The sequence below is a fragment of the Chondrinema litorale genome (assembly GCF_026250525.1).
Taxonomy (GTDB): domain Bacteria; phylum Bacteroidota; class Bacteroidia; order Cytophagales; family Flammeovirgaceae; genus Chondrinema; species Chondrinema litorale.
Genome location: NZ_CP111065.1, coordinates 48,815 through 69,714, shown reverse-complemented (window position 1 = coordinate 69,714; position 20,900 = coordinate 48,815). Strand labels below are relative to the sequence as shown.

The 20,900-nt window shown below is 30.3% G+C and carries 17 protein-coding genes; 5 read left to right on the top strand and 12 right to left on the bottom strand.

Annotated elements, in window-relative coordinates; genetic code table 11:
- Window positions 1-4 precede the first annotated feature (4 nt).
- Together OQ292_RS39800 and OQ292_RS39795 are read left to right on the top strand one after the other, a co-directional pair.
- Complete coding sequence (locus OQ292_RS39800) at window positions 5-2,968, top strand: ATP-binding domain-containing protein (RefSeq protein ID WP_284689792.1); 2,964 nt, start codon at window positions 5-7, stop codon at window positions 2,966-2,968.
- Window positions 2,958-5,552: a tetratricopeptide repeat protein gene (locus OQ292_RS39795; protein ID WP_284689791.1), complete on the top strand. Its 2,595-nt coding sequence runs from the start codon at window positions 2,958-2,960 to the stop codon at window positions 5,550-5,552. Before OQ292_RS39800 ends, OQ292_RS39795 begins: the two co-directional genes overlap by 11 nt.
- A 326-nt stretch (window positions 5,553-5,878) precedes the next feature.
- Here the strand turns inward: OQ292_RS39795 and OQ292_RS39790 are convergent, their stop codons facing one another.
- From OQ292_RS39790 to OQ292_RS39780, 3 genes are all read right to left on the bottom strand, one after another.
- Entirely contained in the window at window positions 5,879-7,168 is a 1,290-nt protein-coding gene (locus OQ292_RS39790) for a protelomerase family protein (protein WP_284689790.1), read from the bottom strand.
- A gap of 141 nt (window positions 7,169-7,309) precedes the next feature.
- A complete protein-coding gene (locus tag OQ292_RS39785) occupies window positions 7,310-8,137 on the bottom strand; it encodes a ParB N-terminal domain-containing protein (RefSeq protein ID WP_284689789.1) in 828 nt (275 codons plus the stop codon).
- Entirely contained in the window at window positions 8,137-8,997 is an 861-nt protein-coding gene (locus OQ292_RS39780) for an AAA family ATPase (RefSeq protein WP_284689788.1), read from the bottom strand. Before OQ292_RS39780 ends, OQ292_RS39785 begins: the two co-directional genes overlap by 1 nt.
- A gap of 227 nt (window positions 8,998-9,224) precedes the next feature.
- Here OQ292_RS39780 and OQ292_RS39775 point away from each other — a divergent pair, with 227 nt between their 5' ends.
- From OQ292_RS39775 to OQ292_RS39765, 3 genes are all read left to right on the top strand, one after another.
- The gene (locus OQ292_RS39775) at window positions 9,225-9,644 is read left to right on the top strand and encodes a hypothetical protein (RefSeq protein ID WP_284689787.1); all 420 of its coding nucleotides are present in this window, start codon (window positions 9,225-9,227) and stop codon (window positions 9,642-9,644) included.
- 128 nt (window positions 9,645-9,772) lie between these two features.
- On the top strand, window positions 9,773-10,366 hold the full coding sequence (locus OQ292_RS39770) for a hypothetical protein (protein ID WP_284689786.1): 594 nt from the start codon (window positions 9,773-9,775) through the stop codon (window positions 10,364-10,366).
- 2 nt (window positions 10,367-10,368) lie between these two features.
- On the top strand, window positions 10,369-11,193 hold the full coding sequence (locus OQ292_RS39765) for a phage exclusion protein Lit family protein (RefSeq protein ID WP_284689785.1): 825 nt from the start codon (window positions 10,369-10,371) through the stop codon (window positions 11,191-11,193).
- A gap of 138 nt (window positions 11,194-11,331) precedes the next feature.
- Here the strand turns inward: OQ292_RS39765 and OQ292_RS39760 are convergent, their stop codons facing one another.
- From OQ292_RS39760 to OQ292_RS39725, 9 genes are all read right to left on the bottom strand, one after another.
- The gene (locus OQ292_RS39760; RefSeq protein ID WP_284689784.1) at window positions 11,332-12,441 is read right to left on the bottom strand and encodes a hypothetical protein; all 1,110 of its coding nucleotides are present in this window, start codon (window positions 12,439-12,441) and stop codon (window positions 11,332-11,334) included.
- 54 nt (window positions 12,442-12,495) lie between these two features.
- Window positions 12,496-12,690 (bottom strand): topoisomerase C-terminal repeat-containing protein, encoded by a 195-nt coding sequence (locus OQ292_RS41305; protein ID WP_431733824.1) that lies wholly within the window; start codon window positions 12,688-12,690, stop codon window positions 12,496-12,498.
- Complete coding sequence (locus tag OQ292_RS39755) at window positions 12,636-14,555, bottom strand: DNA topoisomerase 3 (RefSeq protein ID WP_284689783.1); 1,920 nt, start codon at window positions 14,553-14,555, stop codon at window positions 12,636-12,638. Before OQ292_RS39755 ends, OQ292_RS41305 begins: the two co-directional genes overlap by 55 nt.
- A gap of 171 nt (window positions 14,556-14,726) precedes the next feature.
- Complete coding sequence (locus OQ292_RS39750) at window positions 14,727-15,314, bottom strand: hypothetical protein (protein WP_284689782.1); 588 nt, start codon at window positions 15,312-15,314, stop codon at window positions 14,727-14,729.
- A gap of 351 nt (window positions 15,315-15,665) precedes the next feature.
- Window positions 15,666-16,577, bottom strand: a complete 912-nt coding sequence (locus OQ292_RS39745) for a hypothetical protein (RefSeq protein ID WP_284689781.1) — start codon at window positions 16,575-16,577, stop codon at window positions 15,666-15,668.
- A gap of 154 nt (window positions 16,578-16,731) precedes the next feature.
- Window positions 16,732-17,277: a hypothetical protein gene (locus tag OQ292_RS39740; RefSeq protein WP_284689780.1), complete on the bottom strand. Its 546-nt coding sequence runs from the start codon at window positions 17,275-17,277 to the stop codon at window positions 16,732-16,734.
- A 6-nt stretch (window positions 17,278-17,283) separates the two neighbouring features.
- Complete coding sequence (locus OQ292_RS39735) at window positions 17,284-19,086, bottom strand: zinc-dependent metalloprotease (protein WP_284689779.1); 1,803 nt, start codon at window positions 19,084-19,086, stop codon at window positions 17,284-17,286.
- Between the two features lie 454 nt (window positions 19,087-19,540).
- Window positions 19,541-19,870, bottom strand: coding sequence for a helix-turn-helix domain-containing protein (locus OQ292_RS39730; protein WP_284689778.1), 330 nt, complete (start codon window positions 19,868-19,870; stop codon window positions 19,541-19,543).
- A gap of 4 nt (window positions 19,871-19,874) precedes the next feature.
- A complete protein-coding gene (locus OQ292_RS39725) occupies window positions 19,875-20,795 on the bottom strand; it encodes a glycoside hydrolase family 73 protein (protein ID WP_284689777.1) in 921 nt (306 codons plus the stop codon).
- Window positions 20,796-20,900 lie beyond the last annotated feature (105 nt).

Below are 20,900 nucleotides of genomic sequence, written 5' to 3'. Positions count from 1 at the left end.
ACTTATGTTAGAAGTCCGAAGAGGTATAGCAGCAAAAAGTTACGAAAACTCGTTTTTTAGGGAGTTTGCAAAGAATCTTTCTCAAATGTTTGAGAAATATAATATGGACGGCTTACTGGTTGGTAATTCTGAATGCACTGTTGAAAACTGGTTGCAAATTGACGCTCTTCTAATAACACAAAATGTTGTCTGTATTATAGATTTCAAAAATTTTGGTGGGGAAATCACTTTGCCTAGAACATCCGATTTCCTTTATGGAAGATGGACTGACAGTAACGGAGAAATGGTAAAAGGAGGAAGTTCTATCAACCCTTATTGTCAACTTAAAACACAACGCAAAAGATTTTATGATGTATTTAAGTCAAGTATAGAATCAAAACTGCCAAAAGACAACTACTTCAATCCTGGGCACACAGTTAGAATTGTCTGTTTTCAGAAAGAAATCCATCTTAACGGTGGGATTCCTCCTGAAGATGAAGTGAATTTCAAAATCATTCATAATGGAAACTACTTAGAAAAGATCAAGGACATCATTGATGTTAATGATAAGGAGGTTAACTTAAAAAGAGATTCATTTCAAAGTTTCTTGGACGTTTTTGAAGCAGACACATTTGATTTAGAAGAATCTTATGGTAAAACATTTGAATACATCAACAAATCATCTGAACTCAACTTTGAGGGGCTAAGAATTGATCAGAAATCTGCACTTAGCGAGTTTTGTTCTTTTTTGAAGGAAGATGAAGAGAGAGTTTTTGTTCTCCAGGGTACATCTAATAGTGGCAAGACACATTTGATTCCATTTTTAAAAGATTTATCATTTGAAAACGGGATATCACAAGTTGAAATTCTAGCTCCATCAAGTAGAATCGCCAATAATCTTGTTAGTAAAATTGATGATATAGGCAGCCTATATTCTTACATATATGGTGGTAATCAAATTTCAGAACATGAAGAAGGTGAAGATGATAAAGAACAAGATGACAACGTTCAGAACAGAATTGATATAGTTCCCTTGAAGAAATCTGATAATGAAGAAAATGCACTGTTTATTATTGATGAATCTCAATTAATTTCAGATAGCTACCACCAATCCATGGATTTAAGGTTTGGTTCAGGCTATTTGCTAAAAGACTTCATAAAGTTCCTGAACGTAAGTGAATCAAAAAGAAAGGTCGTTTTTATAGGGGATTGCTATCAAATTTCATTGGGTAAACCAAATGAAAATCCATTGTCAACCACATACCTAAATGAAAAATACGATTTACCAGTAAGAGCTTTTCAATTAGATGATAATCCTGATAGAAATATAATCTTGGACAATGCACTTTCTTGCGTGTCAGGTTTACGTCAAAACCTGTTTAATAGACTGGAATTCAGCTTTTTCAAGAGTTTTTATCACACCGAAAAGGAAGAGGTTAAGTCAATAATAAAGCAATACTTTGATAATTCGCTTGATGTCAAATTTTTGACCTACACAAATGAAGAGTCGCAAAAAGTAAATTTATGGATTAAAAAAGTCATCCTTCAAAACAGTGAGGACTTATCTATTGGTGACTTACTTCTTTTAAACAACAATATCAGTGTTGAAGCGGTTGATAGCCCCTTCTCGAAGCCTCAAAAGGTATATAATGGTCAATTTTTTATTTGCGAATCAAGTGGAGATACTTCGATAGAAAAAGTTGAATTGAAGAGTAGTAAAACTGTGGAACTCAAATTAAGAGAGTTAACAGTAAAACTTTTAGGAAAAGGGGCTACTGTTGAATTTTTAGCACTTGAAAATTATCGAAATAATCCCAAAGGAGAACTCTCAGAAGATGAAACCATTGCCATCAAAATTTTACTAAACAGAGAATTAAAAATTCTACAAGAGAAAAATCCTTTTGAGAAATCTTCACTATTCCAAAACTTAATTAACTCTGAAGAATACAAATCCAAAGAGTTAGAAATATCAGATTTGAAAAAGCTTTTTGATTCAGGAGAAAAAGTTAAAACAAGACTGGAAGCCGCAGAAAGACAGCTAAGGGTTCTGACCAATAAAATAAAAAGAAAATACAGAGTTGAATTGGAAAGGGAACTGATGAAAAACCCTTCATCCAAATATTACAAAATAAAGAACCTTGCATTGTTAAGGTTTGGATGGGCGATGAATGTTCATAAAGCTATGTCCTACAAATGGGATAACGTAATATTCAATGTTGACTGGAATGGTGGTATAGCTAATGCTTCTTATTTTAAATGGTTATATACAGGGGTTACAAGAGCAAAAGAGAAAATTCATTTATTGAATTATGAGGGCATATCGCCTACTCTAAAGACTGAGTTTAAAGATATAGCTATTGATTCTGCTACAAAAAAAGATTACTACGTCATAATTGATAAGAATAAGCAACTGACAGATTCCGACAATGAAATTCTGAATCGAATACACATGAATGATTCTGATAATAGAGAATTAGTTGTAGGGCTTTATAAAACAGTTGAAAACAAGCTTTATTCAAGTGATCTAACTATTAAAGCCATAGAGCATCCAAATTATCAGCAAGTCTATACACTTTCCGATGGTACTAATGATGTTAAAATCAGATTTTATTACGATGGAAAGCTCAGAGTAAAAGCACCTACCATACAAAGCGGAAAAAACCAAGAATTCAACAAGTTAGTACTGGATATTCTTGTAAAGAATCGAAAACTAAATGACTTCTCAATAATTAAAGATTCTTGGAGAAGAGAGTTTTATGAACTATTGGAAAGACAGTTTAATACAAAAGGACTTTTTATTCAAAGTATAATTCAAAACCCTTATAAAGACTTCGTAAGTGTCTCTTCAGAAAATGATGAAAGTATAGATTTTGATGTAACTTACAATGGTGATGGCTTTTTCACCTCTATCCTTGCAAGGCAATACTCAGATGAAAACTTATGGGTTCAGTTGATGGAATTTGTAAAAAAATCAAATCATGGAGAATAGTGATGTTTTTGATATTAGAAAGGAAGCAAAGGATTTAAGAGGTCAATCTAAAATCAATAAGTTGCTTGAAGGAGCCGGAATTGCTAACAATATTTTCCGAAACGGTGAAGGTGATGAATGGACTAAGAAAGCTTTAGCATGGGTACTGATTGATCTAGTAAAAGAGTTCATTTCTTTGGGAAATATTAGTAATGCAGAACAATATTATAATAAGCTTCTACAAATTGATTTTTATGAATCAGACGATATAATTTCAAATCAAATACAGTTTCTAAAACCTAAAATTGATGTTCAGTACAAAGAAATAAAGCAAGCAGAAGAATTAAGTAAAGCGAACAAACATTCAGAGGCATTCAGTCTGATGAAACAACTGATAGCATCAGGTAAATTAAAACCCATGCATCATGAATCTTATGGATGGATAATTTACCGTTATATAAAATCTGAAATTAATACGCTTGATTCTGTCAGTGTACGCACGTATTTGAGGGACTATATGAATCTTAAAAATGATAGACCTTCAATGCTCCATTCAATGATTTTAAACTTTGGGCTTAACTATTCTAAAGAGCACTCAGATTTTAATTTATTGAACTTCTTCAACCTTTGGGGACCAGAAAATCTGAGATATGAGGATAAGACAAACTCTGAACATGAAGGCAATAATATACCCTCACTTATATCTAGGATTTGTAGAGAATTAATTGATAAAGACTATTCATTTGATGTTGCTGAATTTATTGATAAGGTTAAACTTGAAAGTTCAGACTGGGGTTTCACCTCTTACGAGACGATAGACTTATTAAGAGAACCGTTTTTTTGGAAGACCTACAATTATCAAAAGAATAAACAATGGGATGAACTATGGAAGTCTTTTGATTTTTATGTTGAGAATTATTCCATAGCTCCAGCTTCAGAATGGCATTCAAAAATTTTAAGTCTTGCAGAAAGAAATATGACAGAAGCAAATGCTTGGAGATTTTTTAATTTTTTCAAGGGGTGGCATCCTAGCCTGCTTACTTCGCATGACTGGAAAGATGTTGAAAAGGATGATAAAACCTATAAGTCCATAGGTGTAAAAGCTTTGAAAAAGGCTTTTGAGCATTTAAAAACAAATCAAGAAACTGATTTAAACTGGTTGATTCAGGCGTATGAAGAAGGTATAAATAAGTGTCCAGAAAATGAATGGCTAAAAAGAGAATTAGCGATCCTATATCAAAAGAACGGAGATATTGACAAATCAATCACTATATATAAAAAACTAGCACTTGAATTATATGATAAACCATATTATTGGAACGAATTTTCAAGCTTAGTAAAGAATAATGAAGATCTGCATTTGTCAATGCTCTGTAAGGCAGCTTTAATTGAACAAAATGATGATTTCCTTGGGGATGTGCGTTTAGCGTTAGCTGTTGTTTTCGAAAGGAAAAGTTTGATTCAGGAGGCAGGAATCGAGCTAAATCTATATAAAGAAAATAGACAAAAAAATCAGTGGAAAATCGGTGCTGATTTTGATGAGCTGACATCAAAAATAAATCTTGTAGAAGGTAGTAATACTGAAAAGTATAAAGAACTCAAAGGAATGTCTGAAGAGTTCGCCTTCAATGATCTTCCTTGGATTTCACTTGTATATATTGATAGCTTCAAAGATAAAAAAGGAAGAACAAGATGGGTGTTTTCAGACGGAAAGGAAATAGAAATATCTCCCTTGAAGAAGTTTTTAAATCTCAGTAATATCAATTTAGGTGATGTACTCAATTTTAAATTAAAAGAAAGCGTAAAAGAGATTGAGGGCCCTGAACGATCTTGGTTACCTTCAAAAAAAATCAAGCAATTCAAACCACTCATATACAGAATCACGGAATTAGAAAAATGGTCAACCTTTGAAAATGAATATGCCATTGTTGATTACATTAATCAGGATAAGAATGTAATTCATGCTATAACTTTCTCAAACCAAGAAATTTTCTTTAAATCAAACTCGAAGGACTTTAAGAAAAACGATCTTATATCTGGCAAAAGAATTCAGAAAAAAGATGGTGATGCTTTCCGAACTGAATTAGTGAATATCCAAAAGGAGTCAAACAATCAGCCAATATATGAAATCGAGCCAAAGATAGCCGTTGTAGATGGTGTTAATCATTCCAAATCACTATTCCATTTTGTAGTCAATTCCAAAATTGATGGAATTGTAAGGTTCAATGAAACAGAATTACGACCTAATGAAGGTGATTTTATCGAAGTGCGTCTTTTATCGAAAAAGGATAGGAAGAAGGGAATAGTCCGCTTTAAGGTTATTACTGTAAACGAAACAGAAAAAGTAAATGATACCTTATTAAAAGACTCTATCGGAGAAATAGAACTTAAATACAAAACAAGTTATGGTACAAGAGAGTATTTTGAATTAAATGAGGCTGATCAAGAATTTCTTGTTCCTGACTTCGCATTTATGGGTGACTTTTATATACCTCAATTCCTACTTAAAAAACACGAAATAAAAAGCAATTGCTTTGGTAAGATAAAAGTTATTAATGATGGTAGTAAATGGAAAGTTATTGATTTAGAGATTCTTGATCGATAACTTTTAAAGAAACTTATATACCTGCCAATTTTCATCCAATTGGAAACCAAACTGTAGCAAACCCTGAACCATATCTATCGGGTGTTTCAAAGTTGACGCGGTTTACCATGATTTTTAATTAGCTACTAAAATCTGTCAATCTTTTTTCCAAAAGTCCTAAAAGATTTCTTTTATCTTTTTGTTGGTACTGTTTCAAAATATAACTAAGGATTTAGACTACAAAATTTATTTTTTAGATAAAAAAATAGAAAAATATTTAAAACGAAGAATATTAAAACTGAAAAAACTGATATAATTCTTAATCATAGATCTATATATTAAGATTTTTATTTCACCACCTGAGAACCAATGAACTCAAACATTTTATTTACAAAAGATACTTCCTTCCATTTAAAGTTTATTTCCGTTTCTTTTAACTCCTGATAGATACCTCTTGCTTTATCATGAGTATAAAAGTATAAGACGATCTTATCTATATCAAAGGTTTTTATTTTAGAGGATATATATTCTATAATATCAAGTAGTAACTGTTTTTTTCCATCTGTTAGCTCCCTTAATTTAGTCGTTTCAAACAGTTCAATAATGTATTTTTCAAAATCAGTATTATCCTTTATTTCAGTTTTATTATAATGTCTCTCAACACTTACAGATAAGTAATTTCTCTCACCTAAAATATATTTGATATACTGCTCTCCTTTTAGCTTAGAAAACTGTTCATATTTATGCAAACAGATATTAGCATAAACATCTCTTAATTTGTGAAGTGATAATGTCGTTTCTTCCTCTAGTTCTATAAAATCACCAAAAGCTTTATCAATAATGCTTCTTCCAGCTCCATCTTTTTTACCTGCTCTTACTCTAGTTAGATTTGCCATATTATTGTTTATCTGCTTATCAGTCATAGAATCGAAATCTCTTTCTGATCTAAGCCTATCAATTGATTCTAGTACCAATTTAGGAGATGCAAGAACAGGTATTGGAAATTCTTCTGCCCTCCCTCCTTTAGCTTGCCCTTTGAAATAAACAAACTGCTGATTATACTTCATCTTTTTCAGCTTTATATTGGAGCCTTTAAAAGGATTATAAGCCCTAAATTGACCTTTTTTTACTATTTCTATAGTTCTTCTTCCTGTCAATAAAGCAATGGCTGAAATTTGCTCTAAATAGCTTGTAGAAGAAAGTAATTCTGTTGCTCTTTCAATTAAAGCATCATGTTTTTCTTTAGATTCTATTTTTAATACTTTTTTGTCAGCTCTGTCTATGGCTTTTTGACCATATACCATTTTACGCTCTTGATATTCATCATTACTTAAACCGAAATAGGGAAACTGACGATCTTTATCTCTATGACCAAACACAATGCTTTTTGCTAAATCTGATAGCTCAAGCTCCTTCAAGATTTTATTATATATTGAAAAGTATCTATTTTGAGTATTGAGATTTAACCAAGCATTTTTAACTACTTTCGTTTCTTCTCTACATAGCTTGACTAATTCACTTTTATCATGCTCCACTTCTCTTAGCCTTTTTACAAATAAATGTATCATATCCTGAAGCTTTGCAGGTACACCAATTTGATTGGCTAATAAATCTATGTTTTTAGCATCTGTTTCCATAGTGTAAATATAAGAGTTTTTCTTATTTGAACAATATTTAATTTATTTATACTGTTCATTTACATTTATGTATTTCAAAAGATTCATTTTCCATGGAAAAAATAGAGGATAAATGAAATTATTAAAGCAGTATCAAAAAGATTATTTACCAAAATGTTTCTGTAGTAAGTTCTTAATATCCTCATCTGAAATATTACCCTTTTTCCAAGCTTCCATTTTAGTAAAAATGGTTTCAATCTCTTTACTATATACTTTAGCTTTTTTTACTACTTTAAGCTCTTTTTTGGGCTTAGACTTCTGTGCAATTTCAGTATGAGCCTTATGAATAGACTTCTTACCTTCTACTACTTCTTTTAATAATTTTTCATCTCCTGAATCAAATATCTTCTTATACTTTGCAACATTTCGTCTACTTACATTTGCAATATTAGAAGCTTCTTGGAGTCTATCAATTTTCTGACTTTTTTGACCTTTGTGCAAATTTGCACTAAGGTTTTTACCTGTCATTTTATTTTCTATACCAAGCTTTTCCATAAATTCAGTAAGCTTTAAAGCTATATCAATTCGTTCAGCATCTCCCAAGTTTCTTCTACCTAACTGATTTCTCAGCATCCATACTCTAGCTTCATCTTGATTAGCAAACTGCATTTCTTGAATAGGCACAGTAGCTATTTTCATATCCTTTGCAGCACTCAGTCTATGATGTCCATCTACTACTACAAAGTTTTCATTTCTCTTATATACTACAAGTGCATCCCTTATTCCTTCATCTTCTATTGACTTCTTTAATTGATACTCTTCTTCTGGTGTTTGATGTCTGATCAAAGAACGATAAATTTCATCTACTGTTAGTTCTTCAACATCAATAAAAATCTTTCTTTTCTCATTTTGTTTCTTTGTCTGCCCTTGCAATGTATTACCTTTCTTCTTTTGTTCAAGAGCAGATTTTGTCATTTTTTCTAAATCCATCATAGCCCTATTTCTTTTACTAGTTCCCTAAATAATTCTACAAACTCATCATCATCTTCTTTCTCACAAATAGGTTTAGATAGACTCATTTCTCTGTGGTATCGTACAAGATTAGAAAGAGCATTATCTAAAACCTTCATACCAAATTGACCATCTAAATCTTTTACAATTTTATGTTCATTAGTACGAGTTCTTTGATTAACTATTCCTAAAGCTAAAAATGATTTCCCTTCTTCCCTTCTTCCTTCTGATATTTCTGGAAGTGAAACTAACGTAGTCAAAGTTGATTGGATTGCAGGTTTTGTGGCTTGAATTGGGATTATACAAATATCTGAAACTGATAAGATAGTATTAATTGCTTGTCCATCAGCAAAACTTCCTTGAGTATCTATAAGAATAAGATCATACTCCTTTGATTTCTTCTCAATTATTTTTAGAAAATCTCTTATAGGTGTATGACTCTCATCAAAATTAAAGGGAATTATATCCATGCCAAGATCACTTTCCTCATCAGCTAAACTAGCAACTGTAGATTGTGAATCTGTATCTATTACTAGTACCTTATAATCTGTCCAGTTTGACAAAGCAACAGAAAATAAAATAGTCATTGTTGATTTCCCTACACCACCTTTTCGGTTAGCAAACGAAATAACTTTTGCAGAAGGCTTATCCATTAATTGACTTACTTCTACTCCAAGAATTTCAGCAATATCTTGCATTCTATCCATTGTAAGGCTAGTAATTCCAGACTCAATATTAGTATATTGAACTCTTGATATTCCTAATTTCTCTCCAATTACAGCCTGAGTAATTTTTTGACTTTCTCTTATTCTCTTTATATTTTCAAGAATATGTTCCATGCACTAATTTACTTATTTTTAAAAAGATATGTAAATAATATTTTACATAGTTAATTATTTTATGCCTAAATAATAAAAAATTGTAAATATTTATTTTACATTATTGAAGAAAGAAGTAATTATAAAAGGTGCTATAAAGTACGCTTATTAATATGCTAATTTTTCAGTGTTATTCGTTTTGATTTTATAATTTGATAACTATATTAGAGTTCAATCTAATTTTTTTTATGAAAACCAACTTATTTGTAATATGTATACTTACTTTTTTAAGTAATTGTACAACATGTCCAAAAACTGTATCTAAGTGGACTTATACATCAGTAGGAACTGATGTTGAAACACAATTAAATTTGATTAATCAAATCGAAGGTAGTATTCAATCAGATATTAACACAACTACTTCAGGAGATGCATCATTATCAAATAAATTAGAATACTTCAAAGAAGTAAAAAAGGCCAAATACAAAGAATCTGCCTTTAATAATGAGGTATTAAATCGTCTAAAAGAAGTTGATGGAATAATGTGCCATCTTAATACTCTTAGGAAAGGTGAAAATAAGGCTAATATCGATATAACCACTACTGTAGCAATGCTTAATCAGGCACTGGCTAAAGTTTATGAAGCAAAAAAAAAGTTGGAAGAGTAACATTAAATATCCTTGATAAGGAAAAGATTAGTTCGGAAACAGTACTCTTATATGATACTATTTCTAATATTATCAATCCACTAACAGATACTGCTTTTGTTAAGGTAAATCTATTAGCTCCAGAAGTAATGAACTTAGATATATCTTCAGAAGATTATTATGATGCTGAATATTTAGAAGAAAAAGGTATTATAACAATGAAGTATAAGGCCCAACTTATAAAATACAGGGTAAGAGTATCATTGAAAAACGAGCTTTTTGACAATAGAAAGTTTTACTTAAGAAGCTTAGATATAAACCGTAAACTTTTTACGTCAATTCAGTGGAAAAGATTGGAATGTGGACAAGGATGGGATATGAAATATGAAGATTATTTTGATGATTCATTTTTTAAAAAAGTAAAAATTTTACACCCAGATAAATATGAAAAGAATGGTGACGTGATTTTCATAAATAATAACGAATATCTTGAACTAGCGAATGGAGATGAAATAACCTTAGATCTATTATTTCAAATAAAAGATCGAGAATTTAAGTTTATCTGTACAGTTTCAGAATGCGAAGAATGTTATCAAAGTTCATTAGCTGAATATTTTTTAGATGAACTAGAATTATTGATGAGTTTTGACCCTATTAATTCAAGTATTGATACATCAAGTTCATCTTCCGAAACTCATCGCCAAGCAATAAAATTAGGTATCCAACATATTGTAGAACGATAGTAATGAAAAACCTATTTTACAATTTCTTTCTGTATGCTATAATAGCATCATTAATTGAATCATGTTCAATTTTCAATACTTCTACTATACCTAAAAAAGCCTACTTAACTGATGAAAAACTTATAAATGCAATAGAATTGACCAATTGTATTTTAGACTCAATAACCATATTTGATATTGTTTTTAATGATTCAATCAAAAATGAACTTAACTCAAATCAAATACCTATTATTGAAACATTTGGTGCAAGAGACCCTATGATTTTTGTGCCTAAAGGATACGCCGAAATACACATAAATAGAGCTGCTCTTTCAAGTTACTTAGCAGAATATAGTGCCAAAGACAAAAAAAAATTAAATGTATATCCTGAATACTTATTATGCCTTTTATTATTACATGAAGTAGGACACATAAATTATCATGATTATGGTCTTTTTTTTGATGATTCATCAACCCTTAATACACAAATGACTTTAGCAAAAGAAATGGAATTAAGGGCTGATCGCTTTGCAGCCAACTGTATAAAGAAGAAAATTGACAATTATGGTCCATGTATGTTAGATGCATCTATGATATCTATGTCAATTTCTTCAATGAGTTGGAATCTCTCAATGAATAGAATTGTCTATCATTGGTCGGATATAACAAACAGTAAAATGTATGATCAATCTTACAGCCATCCTAACTTAGAACTACGTTTCTTAGTACTTGCAAACGAATTTACTAATAGTGTTGATAGTGTTGATTCTAATGATCTTATTGAAGATTTCTTAAAAAGAAGACAAGAAAACCCATTGGATACACTTTTTATAAAGGGTAAACATTAAGAATTTGAATAAAATACTTTTCACATAACCAAAACTATATTTACTAAGCATAGAAGACTATTTTCTTAGAAAAAAACATAAGTAAAACAAAACCTACTGAAGGTTTTGTTTTACTTATAAGAACCTAATACTTCACATTCACATCTCTACTTCCTTTTCATTTGACTTTGCTTTTATTTTCATATTCTGAAATTTAGCAGAAGCACTATATACTTTTTCTTTTGGCTTTTCATTTCCTGAACTTTGTTCTTGATTCTTTCCAGTTGTACTTCTCTCTTGTCTCTGATCTTGACTTCTACCACTATCATAAGATTTAGTACTTTCCTTTTTATTACTTGTTCGGTTTTCTGATTGCCTATCCCCATTCAATTCCTGTTCATTAGCTTTCTTCTTATTGTCCTTTTCAATACCAAACTTATCTTTGACCTTTTCAGCAACATCTTTCACTTTATCAGAAACTTTTTTAGCAGCTTTTACAGCCAAATATCCCATTGCATAACCTGCTTTACCAATAGTAGTTCTCATTGCTGCTCTTTTAGTTTGCTCCCACCATTCTCCCATTTTATTTTTAAGCTCACTATTATTAGTCTCCAGTTTCTTTTCAGGATTTACAGTCTTCTCCTTTCTGCTTTCATTACTTGATTTTCGTCCTAAAGGATCAGCTTCATTTTTGATCTTATTTTCCTCTTTGGCGTGTTCTTTACCCTTTTCATTTTTATAGTTTCTTGCATCTTGTTCGACTTTTTCAAATTTTCGTTTATTGAAACTTTCCTTTTCCTTGTTTGTCTTATCGCTATTTGTTTCAATATTCTCTTTTTGATGTTTAAATGAATCCCCTTTTACTTGAGATACTACTTTTGAAGAGTTCTTACTATCTACAATTTCCTTAGCATCTTTTGCTTTGATTTTAGGATTCTTTTTAAATTCTTCATCATATGATTTAGGCAAACCAAATCGGCTATAATTATCTTTCCCTTTTTGAAATACTACATTTTGTTTATCTTCTCCAAGTTCCTGTTTTAGTACCTTATTATACTGCTTAAAATCATTCCTGATGGAAGATAAACTTTGATCATTACTAACTCTACGATTGATAATATGCTCTTTTTCATCATCTACGTGTTTGACTATTTCATCATTTGCTTTAGAATCCTTAATCTTTTGAACAAAATCATTAATTCTGTCACTTCGTTCTTTAGAGGTTTCTTTATGGTATTTCTGTGTATTTTTTTCTTTTTCTAAAGGCATAACTTAAAAGTTATAGGTTAAAAATGATTATTAGAATGCTGTAGAAGATTACTTTCAATTATTCTCACCTACTACTTTTTCCCTTTCACCAAAAGCAAATCCAATTGTAAAATCATCTTTCATATAAAGACTGGCATTAAACTTATTACCAGACCTTGAAACAAACCCTTTCAATTCATTAGTTTTACCCTTATTTACAAGTTGTCTAATATTAGACTCTGACAATTTTTCCCTGCAATAGTTTTCCATATTACAAAACCACATCCCTCTTTATATTTGCTGCATCCATAGCCCTTTTTATTTTCTATGATAGAACCTGAGTTACATTTTGGACATTTAAGATGTGTTTCAGGGATATTCAAAGCATTTCCTGCTTCTCTTAATGCTTCCACAGTAGAAGAAGTATAATCTTTTATTTCCTTTAAAAACAGCTCTCTTGCATAATCACCTTTAGCCATTTTATTGAGCTTATATTCCCAATACCCTGTTAGCTCTGGACTAGCAATTTTTAAATCCTTAATTTGATCATATACTGATAACCCTAGCTCTGTTGGTATCAGCTTTTTCCCATTTCGAACTATGTAAGTCCTCTTTATTAAAGTTTCTATTATAGATGCTCTTGTAGCTGGTGTACCTATTCCGTTTTCTTTAATAGATTCAGCCAACTCTTTATCTTCTACTTCTTTACCTGCTGTCTCCATCAATTTTAACAAAGAAGATTCTGAATGGATGGACTTGGGCTTAGTTTGTGTCGATTTAAATAACTTATCAATAACCTTAATTTCCTCGTCTTTATCAATGATAGGTAAATCTTGAACATCACTTTCTTTTATCTGCTCCTGCTCTACTAGTCTCCATCCAAACTCTTTAATAACTGAACCAGAAGAGGTAAATATTTCATTGAAAATATATGTTGTAATTTTCTTTTTACACTTTGGAGAAAATGAAGCAATTGCACGCTTCACAATCATATCATAAATTTTTGATTCATCATTATTTAATGAACCATATTGCTCTCCTGTTGGTAAGATCGCATGATGATCTGACACTTTATTATTATTGACAGATATTGTTGGAAGTTCACTGAAATTAATCTTATCAATGAACTCACTAAAGCTACCATTTCTTTTTATTTTATTAAATAAAACTGGCATCCTGTCATATAAATCATCTGTAATATATCTAGAGTCTGTACGAGGATAAGTTATCCATTTTTTCTCATACAACTTTTGAAGGATTTGCAAAGTATTGTGAGCAGAAAAACCATATAGCCTATTACAAGATGCTTGTAATGTTGTTAAATCGTATAGTAAAGGCTGATTTTCAATTTTTGGTTTCGTTTCCGATTTAGTACATTTAACATCAACCCCTACTTCCTCAATAATTTTATTAGCCTGATCTTTATTAAAGATTCTATCACCATTGTAAGATGCTTTGAAAGTTATACTGCCTTTATTTAAATGTATTTCTGGAACATAATAATCAATTGGTTTAAAGTTTTCATGTTCTAAAAATCGCTCACATATCATTTTTAAAACTGGTGTTTGTACTCTACCCAATGACAATACACTTTTACTCTTTGATGAAAGTGTAAATGCTATAGTTGCGTTGATACCTAATAGCCAATCCGCTTCACTTCGAGATACAGCAGAATGATATAGATTATCATATAAACTACCATCTTTTAAATTATTAAAACCAATTTTTATAGCTTTTGTAGTTAGAGAACTAATCCACAATCTTTTGAAAGGTTTCTTAACTCCTGATAGTTGATATATATATCTAAAAATCAACTCTCCTTCTCTTCCTGCATCAGTTGCTACAATCAGTTCATCAGCTTGTTGAAACAATTCTTTAATTACTTTAAATTGCTTCTTAGCTCCTGCATTCTCATTCAATTGGAGTTGAAATTTCTTTGGGAGTATTGGTAATGTTTCTAACTCCCATTTATGATATCCATATTGTTTGGCATTTACTAATTGAACAAGATGACCAAATGCCCATGTTACTTGATAATTATTTCCTTCTAAATAGGAATCTTTTTTTTGTGATGCTCCCAATACTTGAGCAATATCACGAGCCACTGAAGGCTTTTCAGCTAGAATTACTTTCATCTGTATAATAAAAACAACTTTAAAAATATTTATTTACAGCACTATTGTACTGTGTTAGTTATTCATAAATATACAGGAATATAGGATGAGTTTCAAGTCTAATAAAAACTAATAGTTTTTAAAAATCTACTTTGGGTAGTATCACTTATAAATAAACTCACATTAGAAATGTTATTTTCGTTCTAAACTAACTTCTATGCCTTCAATTCTTCTATATTCTCCTCTGGTTCCACAAAACTCACCATTTTTATACCATTTAGAATCGCCAAAATCTTGAACATGAGCTCTATAATAAATTACATATTGGCTTGCATTAGCACCTGTTACGTCAATTGCAAACCCCTCTAAACGAAGTCCTTTACCTCTAGTTCCTACAAAGGTTGGATCTATCTCCCAACTACGATCACCAATATGTTCTATATGAGCCATATACTTAAGCCCTAAACCATCAATAGTATTTGGTTTTATAGCTATACTAAAACCTTCTAACCGAGCTCTCTCCCCCCTAGTGCCTGCAAACTGTAATTCTCTGAAAAGTAAATCTCCTTTATCTTGTAAATGAACAAGAACTTGAAGATTTATTCTTCCCTTCTCTATAGTATCCAATAATTCCTTTCCATTTTTTGAGTTCGTTTTGTTTAGTAGGTTATTAAATACTTCCTCATATTTTTTTGTACTTACATCATGTATATCAATTAATCCTCTTCTAACCAAATAGGAAGAAACAATCTGCTTTTCTTTGAAATATAAACTTTTCATTTATTTTTAATATGATTAAAAAATATATTTAACTTTGATAATGAATAATAATACAAAATTTTGAGTAAAAAAAATTATTATTCAACTTGAAAATATCAAGTTATTACACCTATTTTTAATTTCATTTGAAGCTATTGTGTATATTTTTATAATTACTTCTATTGATTTAGAATTTAAATAGGAACTATGTTAGCAGACAACACAGAAAAAATTATGCAGGGGTTGTAATATTAGCAATTAATGCATTTATAATATTACAACAGTAAAGAACGATTAGATGTATTTGATCAAGAAGAAGAGAACAAAGATACATAATACCAAAGTGGGCATTCGGTGTTTATAATTATAATCTTAAAATGCCCCTAATTCAATTCCAACACCAAATCCCCAAAAAGCTTTTTTATGATAATTCCACTTTTTGGAGTCTTCACCAATACCTATATCCCATGCATATATTATAGCTAATTGAGCTCCAAATAAATTAAAAGCTAAAGATGGTCCTGTAAATATAGACAAACCATCTTCCTCTGTTGTTAAAGGGTCTTCATCAAGATCCGTGTTTTTTGGTGTAAGTCCTATTTGGCTAAAACCTAAAACAGCACCAAATGAAGCCCCTTTGGTACTCATTTTTGCCTTTATTCTTCTATTTTTATAAGATTGGTAATTCCAACTTCTTCGTATGTGAACAGCAGCACTAAGATTTGTTGTTACAGTGAGTTTAGTAGTATCATTTAAGGCTTTTCGAATTGCAAAAGGTATTGTTAAAGCACCATAATCCCATTTGTTATACCATATGCTCACTTTTTCATTAGGCTTAATATCTATAAAATGTTTAGTGTTTAAATCTTCTATATTAGTTTTATCATCTACTAATGCTGGTCTAATTTGTTCATTGTCTTTCCATGTCCAAGGATTAATGATTAATAGGTTAGGCTTATCATCTCCATGTTTAATATCAATGGCGTAATACTTATTTCCCAAATAATTAGTTCTCACATAATTATCAATAAAAACTTTTTCTTCCTTTACCTTTCGAATAGTTGTATCTGAACATAAAGTAATTGTACCTCTTTGTCCATCTGGTAGATCAAATGTTAGCTGAGCTCCTGCAGGTAGATTTATATCAACATAATCTTTCTGATTAAAATATGGCTTATGTTTTAATTTGATTATATAAACACCTCTACCTCTTACACTAGTGTTTTGTGCTAATACACTATATGATAATAGTATCTTAAAAATAAGTATTATATAAAATTTCATTGAATATGATTTTTATTTATTAAAATAATAATCATTTCAAATTAAATAAATACCCTTAATCAGGTATTTTTATATAGCAAATAAAACACTGCTTTACAAGTTAAACCTAAAAATCCATATCTAATAAATCAAAAATTAGATATGGATTTTTACCTTATTCAAACCAATCGTTATTCACCTTTACAGTGAACTTACCATCTGTAAACTCTAGTTTTTGAGGTGGGGTTTCTCCCTCTCCATCATCTCTTGTAAGGATAAATGATACTTGAAAAACGCCTGTTATTTCCTGCTTACTAGCATCATAATCTGTGATTTGAAAATAATGATTAGTAATTGTTGTATCTAAACTATAAATATCTCCAACTACATCACCATCATCAATCATAGTATTATAATGAGAAGAAACCTTTTCCGGTTCACTTGTTTCATATGATATTATAGGTTGAATTTCATATGATGCTTTTAACTTCCTTATATCAAATGTTTCTCTCCAAAATGAGTTTTCATTGTAAACATGAGCCTTTAAAATATATCTATTTGGAATATGTTCCAACGAATCAAAATAAGCTAAAGATTCCCATGATTCTCCATTTTTTAATGCAGTAACTTTACCTGTATAAACTTCAGGTATAAGACTATCTTCTTCACTACAACCCAAAATCAATACAGTCAATAAAACAAATATTCTAAACTTGGACATTCGCCATTATTTTTTGATGAATTTAAAAGAATGAGAATTAGTTTGACCTATTAGCTTAATAAAATAAATAGACGGCTTCAATTCATCTAGGTTTAATTCAATAAATTGATCATCATAATTACCTTCACTTAATTGTGTTTCAAATTTAATAGAACCACTTAAGTCAATAATTTGTAAAACATTAAATGAGGATTGTTGATCTGTTAATTTCAATCGAACTAAATTGGATGATGGATTTGGATACAAAAGATCCCTTTCAATATTATCAACATCTATGTCATCATAAAAAATATCATATCCTAAACTATCTGGACATACTGTACAATTACCTCCATCCTCATAAGAGTTTCTTACAAAATAAGTAGCACTTGCAGTTTGTCCATCTCCTCCTGTTACTGATAATCTCAAATTTAAATCTTGATCAGTTGGCATAGTATAGCTAAGTGTATTTGATGTTCCTACAGTAGTACGTCCTACTGCCCAAGTATAACTAAATGGACTTTGACCATTATAAATATTACAGCTAAAGCTTAAGTTATCTCCACTATCTGCTAATCCAGGTCCATATATCATAGTTGTCATATTTGAAGGAATATATCTAAAGTCAGCTAAATCCCATCCATTTGTATTAATCACTTTTGTATTAAAGTTTGTATTATCAATACCTGTAACTTCTCCTTCATATGTTATATCAGGATTAGAAAAGTACAACAATCTTTCTCTACTACTTTCATAAGTATGCATAATAGTACCATATCTGTTTATCCAAGCAAGAGTTCCTGTAGACCATCCATAACCATGAGCTTCTCCAACTGCTGGATCATTTTGATGCCGAGCACCAAAAAGATGTGCTAATTCATGTATCCATGTATATGTAGATGTGGCTGTAAGTATCTGAACAACTCCATAAGCATGATCTTCATTAGGTCCTATTTCATCTACCACTCCACCAACTCCGGGATAATTACCATCTGTTAATAGAATGACTAAGTCTGCTTGATATTGATCTCTTAATTGTTGTGCTGTCACATTATTACTTAATTCAGTTGCATCTTGACCAATATCATTACCTCCATAATTTTCTATAAAATTTAACTCTTCATAACCTGCAATACGAATCAGTGGATGAACATTACTATTTATTTGAGAACTGAGCCACTGATTTTTGGCAGTATTAACTACATCCGTTACACTTAATCCTGTTGCTAATGCCGCAGGTGTATAAAGACAAAGAACATCTACAGTAGGTCTAATATTATCATCTGCTGTCCGTGTGTTAGCTTTATTGGAATTATTTTTTAAAGATTGCGAAGTCAATTTTTCTTCTGTAGCACATTGCAATTGATTGAGTTTATTCATATCATATTCAATTAATGTGGCTACCCCATCTTCAAGGTATTGAATATCAAATACTTTATTTTTTTTTCTTATCTGACCATAAATCCTTCCATTTTCTTTAAATAAAGATATTTTTCCTTTATTAGAAAATTCACCCTCCCAAATAAAATCTTCTTCATTCTGATAAATCAAACGTTTTGTATTTATCCTAGTTTCTCCAAACAAATCAATTATAACTTCATCATTTTTTATGAGTTCAGTGATATTACTAACTTCTATTAAACTTACATTTTTGAATCTAGATGATTTTTGAAGCTTTAAATAAGTATTGAGTTTGTTGATAGATAATTTATCTTTTTCAAAATCCTGAATTTTTTGAATTGCATAGGATGGATTTGAGCTTTGAGAATAACTAATCGATTGCAGTAGTAATTGTATAATTAATAGTAAAAATAGTGATGTTTTTTTCATGTTAAATTGATTGATTCTAATGTGTAATTTAAATATGAATACCTCCCAAATAACACTATTTGGTATAGGCAAAAATTGGCGAATTATTCCACTAAACCACTCTGCACTGAAAGTACAGAGGTTTAATAGAGGACTTAAAGTCCTTTGTTTGAAATAATATCAATTTAATTTTTAACTTTATACTGTCTATATTTTTTCGCAGTACTAAAGTTCTGTACTGAAAGTACAGGGTTTTGAACCCATTTCTGAGACCAATAAATAAATTAATGAGTATGCTTACTAATATTAGTGAAATGCACCCAATATTAATCTATTTTAGGTATTAAAAAAAGTAATCATAAAAAAAAGAGGCTTAAAAAGCCTCTTTTTTAGCTACAAAACAAAAAAACAATTTCATTTATACAATTTTAACTTCTCCTGCTTACTATGCTTAATTAGTGTTAAGAACTACTCTTTACACATTATCTATTCCTTTCAAAAAACTGCTAATTGCCCCACTTAAGTTATCATTAACTTTCTCTTTTAACTCTAGTAAATACTCTCTGTATTTTTCTTCTTTGTCTTGATGAAACTTGATAATATCTTTTTCTTGATCTAAGAAAAAGTAGCATACAGAGCAACCCAAACAGCTACAAATTTGCTCTAACCTCTTCACACTTATATCTTCTGAATTAAATATGTTTGTTATAGTTCTTTCAGAAAGATTTAGCTTTTCAGAGAGTAGTTTACGATACCTTTTACCTAAGACTTCATTTGCCTTATCTCTTATTTTGGTACCTATCATTTTACTAAAAGTCTAATAAATCCAAATTGTATCTTTGAATTATAGCTTTAAGTAATTCTCCATATTCTAGAGAAGTAGCATAACCTACACCACCTGATTTTTCAGAACCGATCTTATCAGCCCAAGCATCAAATTTTTTACCTCCAACAAATAATGGAGCATATCTTTTATTAGAAGTTAGATATCTGGAATGAGCCCTAAAAGAGAACCAAGGACTATCATATTTTTCAAAACTATCTTTTACAAGACACTTATAGTATGATCTTCCATTTTTCTTAATTAGCTGCTTACTAAGAATCTTATGAGAGTATTTCTTCACTTCTTTCAAAGTGTAATATTCTGTTGTAGTACTCTTTTCAACATTACCAGTTTTATCTTTAATACCAAAGTAATTATTATTAATAATTCTACTACCATACCCCGTTTCTAAAGCCGATTGAGCTAATTTAATAGATGCAGGAATGTTGTAAGTTGCTTGCTCCATTAAAGCTGTTTCAAGCTTGTTTAAATCCATTGTATCAGTGAAATACTGATATACATGAGATTCTATATCTATTTCACCTAAAACTTTTTGCTTAAATAATAAGCTTATACTTCTGTGTAAATCTTTTTTCTCTTGTATAGCTAATTGATCTACTCTACCAACTCCATACTGATTCAAATACTGTAGAACTATTCGATTCTTTTCCTTTAAAAATCCCTTTCTAAGTGTTTGAATAGAAGGGTTATTATGTTTTACTTCCAGACTTATTTCAGTAATGATTTTTTCTTGTACATTATCTTGGTCAAGTGATGAATCATAACTTGAAATAGAAATTAAAAGCAATAATAAAGAAACTAGTATCAAGCCTATTTTGATCCTATGCCAATTAACTTTAGGAACACAGATACCCGAAGAATTCGTGTTTTTAATTAGATTTGCCATGATTTTAATTTTACCCCGTTAAGTGTCAAAGTTTGGTCGCGGAGACACTTTTCGGGAATTTTACAAATAACCCAATCCCCTTTTAATAAAAATTTAGAGATTACT

What these genes read in the sequence shown, in the direction of transcription:
- OQ292_RS39800 (WP_284689792.1), top strand. Translation starts at nt 5, where the DNA reads ATGTTAGAAGTCCGAAGAGGTATAGCAGCAAAAAGTTACGAAAACTCG.
- OQ292_RS39795 (WP_284689791.1), top strand. Translation starts at nt 2,958, where the DNA reads ATGGAGAATAGTGATGTTTTTGATATTAGAAAGGAAGCAAAGGATTTA.
- OQ292_RS39790 (WP_284689790.1), bottom strand. Translation starts at nt 7,168, where the DNA reads ATGGAAACAGATGCTAAAAACATAGATTTATTAGCCAATCAAATTGGT.
- OQ292_RS39785 (WP_284689789.1), bottom strand. Translation starts at nt 8,137, where the DNA reads ATGGATTTAGAAAAAATGACAAAATCTGCTCTTGAACAAAAGAAGAAA.
- OQ292_RS39780 (WP_284689788.1), bottom strand. Translation starts at nt 8,997, where the DNA reads ATGGAACATATTCTTGAAAATATAAAGAGAATAAGAGAAAGTCAAAAA.
- OQ292_RS39775 (WP_284689787.1), top strand. Translation starts at nt 9,225, where the DNA reads ATGAAAACCAACTTATTTGTAATATGTATACTTACTTTTTTAAGTAAT.
- OQ292_RS39770 (WP_284689786.1), top strand. Translation starts at nt 9,773, where the DNA reads ATGAACTTAGATATATCTTCAGAAGATTATTATGATGCTGAATATTTA.
- OQ292_RS39765 (WP_284689785.1), top strand. Translation starts at nt 10,369, where the DNA reads ATGAAAAACCTATTTTACAATTTCTTTCTGTATGCTATAATAGCATCA.
- OQ292_RS39760 (WP_284689784.1), bottom strand. Translation starts at nt 12,441, where the DNA reads ATGCCTTTAGAAAAAGAAAAAAATACACAGAAATACCATAAAGAAACC.
- OQ292_RS41305 (WP_431733824.1), bottom strand. Translation starts at nt 12,690, where the DNA reads ATGGAAAACTATTGCAGGGAAAAATTGTCAGAGTCTAATATTAGACAA.
- OQ292_RS39755 (WP_284689783.1), bottom strand. Translation starts at nt 14,555, where the DNA reads ATGAAAGTAATTCTAGCTGAAAAGCCTTCAGTGGCTCGTGATATTGCT.
- OQ292_RS39750 (WP_284689782.1), bottom strand. Translation starts at nt 15,314, where the DNA reads ATGAAAAGTTTATATTTCAAAGAAAAGCAGATTGTTTCTTCCTATTTG.
- OQ292_RS39745 (WP_284689781.1), bottom strand. Translation starts at nt 16,577, where the DNA reads ATGAAATTTTATATAATACTTATTTTTAAGATACTATTATCATATAGT.
- OQ292_RS39740 (WP_284689780.1), bottom strand. Translation starts at nt 17,277, where the DNA reads ATGTCCAAGTTTAGAATATTTGTTTTATTGACTGTATTGATTTTGGGT.
- OQ292_RS39735 (WP_284689779.1), bottom strand. Translation starts at nt 19,086, where the DNA reads ATGAAAAAAACATCACTATTTTTACTATTAATTATACAATTACTACTG.
- OQ292_RS39730 (WP_284689778.1), bottom strand. Translation starts at nt 19,870, where the DNA reads ATGATAGGTACCAAAATAAGAGATAAGGCAAATGAAGTCTTAGGTAAA.
- OQ292_RS39725 (WP_284689777.1), bottom strand. Translation starts at nt 20,795, where the DNA reads ATGGCAAATCTAATTAAAAACACGAATTCTTCGGGTATCTGTGTTCCT.